This window comes from Sandaracinobacter sp., from assembly GCF_041909755.1.
Taxonomy (GTDB): Bacteria; Pseudomonadota; Alphaproteobacteria; order Sphingomonadales; family Sphingomonadaceae; genus Sandaracinobacteroides.
Genome location: NZ_JAYRCW010000133.1, coordinates 1 through 4796, shown reverse-complemented (window position 1 = coordinate 4796; position 4796 = coordinate 1). Strand labels below are relative to the sequence as shown.

6 protein-coding genes are annotated in these 4796 nt (G+C 62.6%); 4 read left to right on the top strand and 2 right to left on the bottom strand.

The genetic code is table 11. From position 1 onward, the window contains the following. The 4 genes from ACE3O8_RS12840 to ACE3O8_RS12825 all read left to right on the top strand — a co-directional run. On the top strand, positions 1 to 288 hold a 288-nt coding region (locus tag ACE3O8_RS12840; protein WP_374390349.1), incomplete at its 5' end, for a phosphate acyltransferase. Next, the gene (locus ACE3O8_RS12835) at positions 285 to 1478 is read left to right on the top strand and encodes an acetate/propionate family kinase (protein WP_064332313.1); all 1194 of its coding nucleotides are present in this window, start codon (positions 285 to 287) and stop codon (positions 1476 to 1478) included. The genes ACE3O8_RS12840 and ACE3O8_RS12835, both read left to right, overlap by 4 nt. Then, positions 1475 to 2260: an enoyl-ACP reductase FabI gene (gene fabI, locus ACE3O8_RS12830; protein WP_064332312.1), complete on the top strand. Its 786-nt coding sequence runs from the start codon at positions 1475 to 1477 to the stop codon at positions 2258 to 2260. The genes ACE3O8_RS12835 and fabI overlap by 4 nt, the downstream gene beginning before the upstream one ends. 81 nt (positions 2261 to 2341) lie before the next feature. After that, positions 2342 to 3613, top strand: coding sequence for a phospholipase A (locus ACE3O8_RS12825; protein ID WP_235890311.1), 1272 nt, complete (start codon positions 2342 to 2344; stop codon positions 3611 to 3613). Positions 3614 to 3705: 92 nt separating this feature from the next. Here ACE3O8_RS12825 and ACE3O8_RS12820 read toward each other — a convergent pair whose 3' ends face one another. Together ACE3O8_RS12820 and ACE3O8_RS12815 are read right to left on the bottom strand one after the other, a co-directional pair. Further along, the gene (locus tag ACE3O8_RS12820; RefSeq protein ID WP_235890312.1) at positions 3706 to 3858 is read right to left on the bottom strand and encodes a hypothetical protein; all 153 of its coding nucleotides are present in this window, start codon (positions 3856 to 3858) and stop codon (positions 3706 to 3708) included. A 165-nt stretch (positions 3859 to 4023) separates the two neighbouring features. Further along, on the bottom strand, positions 4024 to 4584 hold the full coding sequence (locus tag ACE3O8_RS12815; RefSeq protein WP_004213255.1) for a recombinase family protein: 561 nt from the start codon (positions 4582 to 4584) through the stop codon (positions 4024 to 4026). Positions 4585 to 4796 lie beyond the last annotated feature (212 nt).

The window sequence follows — 4796 nt, the reverse complement described above, 5'->3', positions numbered from 1 at the left end:
AATGCCATCAGCGAAATGGCGGCCAAGGAGAAAGGCATCGTTTCCCCGGTGGCGGGCAAGGCGGAGATTCTCGTCGTTCCCGATCTGGAGGCCGGCAACATGCTGGCCAAGCAGCTTACCTTCCTGGGCGGCGCGGATGCGGCCGGCGTGGTGCTGGGCGCCAGGGTGCCCATCATCCTGACCAGCCGCGCCGACAGTCTGCGAACCCGCCTCGCGTCCTGCGCGGTTGCGGTGCTGCTGGCCCGCGCGAATACCAAGGCCGCCCCCGGGCTGGCAGTCCCGCAATGACCAGGGCCGTCGTCAGCCTGAATTCCGGATCGTCGAGCATTAAGTTCGGGCTCTATGAGCTCGATCCGAACGGTGCGCCTGTCCTGGCGGTTCGCGGCAAGATCGAGCGTATCGGCATTTCGCCCCGGCTTTCCATCCGCGATTCCGCCGGTGGTCAGCTGCTGGAACAGGAATGGCCGGGTGAAGCCGGCCTGACCCATGCCGATCTGCTGGTTTCGCTGTTCGACTGGGCTTCTACCCGCCTGACCGGCATCGAAGTGACCGCCATCGGCCATCGCGTTGTCCATGGGGGCACCGATTTCGTCAGCCCCTGCCTGATCGACGGCGACATCCTTGTCCGGCTGGACAGGCTTTGCCCTTTGGCGCCGCTGCACCAGCCGCACAACCTGTCGGCGATTCATGCCATCGCCCGCATTGCACCGGCGCTGCCGCAGGTGGCCTGCTTCGACACCGCCTTTCACAACGGGCGGCCGGCTCTGGCAAAACGCTTCGCAATCCCCCGCGCCCTGCATGATCAGGGAATCCAGCGCTACGGCTTCCACGGGCTGTCGTATGAATATATCGCCCGCCGCCTTGCCGAAGTGGATGCGGAAATGGCCGCAGGCCGGGTGATCGCGGCGCATCTTGGCAATGGCGCCTCCCTGTGCGCCATGTCGGCCGGCAAGAGCATGGATACCACCATGGGCTTCACGGCGCTCGACGGGCTGATGATGGGGACACGTTGCGGGACCATCGATCCCGGCGTGATCCTGCACCTGCAGGCCGAAATGGGAATGGCCGCCAAGGATGTAGAAAACCTGCTCTACAGCCGATCGGGGCTGCTCGGGGTATCGGGCCTCTCCAGCGACATGCGCGAACTGTCGCTCAGCGACCGGCCCGAAGCGGCCGAGGCGATCGATCTCTTCACATGGCGGGCGGCCCGGGAAGCCGGGGCATTGGCGTCGTCGCTCGAAGGCCTGGACGGGCTCGTCTTCACCGCAGGAATTGGCGAACATCATGCCGATGTCCGCGCCCGCATCTGCCGGCGTCTGCAATGGCTGGGGATTCGCATCGACGATGCCGCCAACACCGCCAACGCGCCCCTCATCAGCCTGGCGGACAGCCCGATCAAGGTCCGCATCATACCCACCGACGAGGAGCGCATGATTGCCCTTCACACCCTCTCTATTCTGAACGGACCTCAGGCATGATCATTTCGGCATCACCACTTGTCGATCTTCGCGGGAAGCGAGGGCTTGTCGTGGGCATTGCCAACGAAAGCAGCATTGCCGCCGGCTGCGCCAAGGCGTTCCGCCAGTGCGGCGCCCGCATCGCCGCAACGTATCTCAACGAAAAATCGAAGGACTGGGTGCTTCCGGTGGCGGATCGGCTTGATGTCGAATGGACGGCGCCCTGCGATGTGCGGGAGCCCGGTCAACTCGAAGCCCTTTTCGAAGAGGTGCGCACCCAATGGGGCGGGCTGGACTTCCTGCTTCATTCCATCGCCTTTGCGCCGAAGGAGGATTTGCACGGCCGGGTCGTGGATTGCTCTGCTGAAGGGTTCGCTGTGGCGATGGATGTTTCGTGCCACAGTTTCATCCGCATGGCGAAGCTGGCTGAGCCGCTGATGACGGATGGCGGCACGCTGCTGTGCGTGACCTTTTACGGATCTGAGCGGGTGGTGGAGCATTACAATCTGATGGGGCCGGTCAAGGCGGCGCTCGAAAGCGCGACCCGCTATATCGCTGCCGAACTGGGGCCCAAGGGCATTCGGGCCCACGCCATTTCGCCTGGCCCGATAGCCACTCGCGCGGCCAGTGGCATCAGCCGCTTCGACGAGTTGCTCGAGCGTGCCGCCGCGCAGGCGCCGCAAGGTGAAACCGTGGATGTGGAGGATGTGGGCGCTCTGGCGGCGTTCCTGGTCAGCAATGCGGCGAAGCGGATCACCGGCACCGTCATCCCCGTCGACGGCGGGCAGCATGTGCATGGATAGGCGCCCAGGCGAGCAACCGGGAAGGCCCCGGCGGCCCTTCACTCAAGCTGACCTGGTTCCGGGGCCGAGCGAGGGACGGTCGTGAGCGGTAGCATCGCGCTGTCCGTCCTGATGGCATCCGCACTCGCTTCCCAGCCGTCCGCTCCCCAGGCGGCTGCCGAAAGCTCCCTGGAGTTCATCATCAGCGAGGCCGCGCAGGACACAGGCGGTGGATCGGTCAACGTGTCCATCCGGGTGTTGAACAGCGGGGCCCAGCCGAAGGCCATATCCCTGCCCGCACGGATACAGGCCGAGCTTCAAAGCGGAAGCCATAAGCGTCAGGTCTGGCTCGTCAGGCGTGCACAGGATGAGGCGACGTTGACGCTGCCTGCAACGGGCTTTGCCCAGGCGCACTATCTGTTGCCGGAAGCGGGAGAGCCGTTGCCCGCGGGCAGCCTGCTGTCGATATCCGCCTGGTCAAGGCAACAGGTGGTGATTGCCCAAGATTTACTGGCCCGGAATGAGGTTGCCACGCTTTCCCCGCTTCCCACTGCGGAGGGATTTGCCGCCGATGCGCCGTTCTCCGACACCGCTCAAGCGGCCGGGTCGCCGGAACCCGTCCGGGGTGTCTCTACGGCGCATTCAGAGGGAAGCCCGTTTCTGGGCAACCTGTCCACATATGAGCCGATGTACATGGTCTATGGGCCGTCCAGTGCCGCAGAGGCCAAAATACAGATCAGCCTGAAATATCGCCTGTTTGGCTCCAGGCAGAGCAACGGGCTGTCGTCATCCTGGCGTGACGGGATGCATTTCGCCTTTACGCAGAAGATGTTCTGGGATCTGGGAGCGGATTCGTCGCCTTTCCGGAACATAGATTATATGCCGGAGCTGTTTTACCTTTCCCAGTCCGCCCAATTCGCAAACGGCATGAGCGTTGCGGGGCAGGCCGGCGTGAAGCATGAATCAAATGGCCGCGATGGCTCCGCCTCGCGCAGTATCAACATGCTTTACTTGGCCCCCATGGCCGCCATTCCACTGGACGACGGCTATCGGTTGATCTTTGCGCCCCGCCTTTCGTTCCTGATCGGGGACAAAAGCGACAACCCGGATATCCTGAAATACCGGGGCAACACCGCTGTATTCGTTGAACTCGGCAAGGACGAGGGCTTGAAGCTGGCTTCCACCGCGCGATTCAACTTCGGTTCCGGCAAGGGGTCCTTGTCCACCGATATTTCCTATCCGCTCACCAGGCTATTGGGAGGCGGCCCCGATTTCTACCTCTACGTCCAGAGCTTTATCGGCTATGGTGAAAATCTGCTGGAATATAATCACCATACCGCTCGTTTGCGGGCCGGGCTGGCGATCGTCCGATAAGCGTCGCACGCGAACCCGCGTCGGCCAGTGATTAAGCGACTGCGCGACACAGGCTCGAGAAATGCCACTGTCAGGCGGAACCGGCTCCGATGTTATCGGGCTGGCGCTTCGAGTGGCGCGTTGGAGGTGGGGGCGTCGATGCCGCCGCCCAACGCCGCATAAAGCGACACGCCGTTCTGCAGCGCCGCAGCGCGCAGCAGCAGGGTCTGCTCCGCCGAGAAAAGCGTACGCTCGGCATACAGCACTTCCAGATAGGTGAAACGCCATTTTCATAGCGCAACTCCGACACTTCGGCGAGCCGTCGCTGCACTGCTACCGTCTGCTCCTGCGCCTTGATCTGCTCTTGCAGGCGTCACCTCAAGCTTTGTACGCTGAACAACGATTTTCCGGACATAATGTGAACATTGGTGTCAGGCAGCGGCGCGAAGGTACTGGTAGAGGGTTTCGCGGCTGATGCCCATGTCGCGCGCGATGGTCGCCTTGCGTTCACCGGCGGCAACGCGGCGGTGCAGATCGGCAATCATCTCATCCGAGAGCGACCGTTTCCGCCCCCGATAGGCGCCGCGCTGCCGAGCGATCGCAATGCCTTCGCGTTGCCGTTCGCGGATCAGGGCGCGCTCGAACTCAGCAAACGCACCCATGACCGAGAGCATCAGATTGGCCATCGGGGAGTCCTCCCCCGAGAAGGACAGGCTTTCCTTCTCAAACTCGATCCGGATACCTCGCTTGGTGAGGCCCTGGACCAGCTTGCGCAGGTCATCCAGATTGCGGGCCAACCGATCCATGCTGTGGACGACGACGGTATCGCCTTCGCGGGCGAAAGTGAGCAGAGCCTCAAGCTGGGGGCGGTTGACGTCCTTGCCCGATGCCTTGTCGGTGAAGGTCCGATCGAGCGACTGACCTTCCAATTGGCGATCCACATTCTGATCGAACGTGCTGACCCGGACATAGCCGATCCGTTGCCCCTTCACTGCGCACTCTCTCCATCAAAATGTCAGGTTGAAATCTATGATACGCAACGACATTCGTCAACAAATTCCGTTTAGTACCCTAATCTGACAGAAACCGCGGTAGGGCTCTGTTGCAAAGATTGGCGGCAGTCAGAGGTAGGCTGTCGCTCTGCGCCGATCAGGCGGCTGCTGCGAAATGGTGGTTGAGCATGCCCATGGCCTCCGTCAGCGCC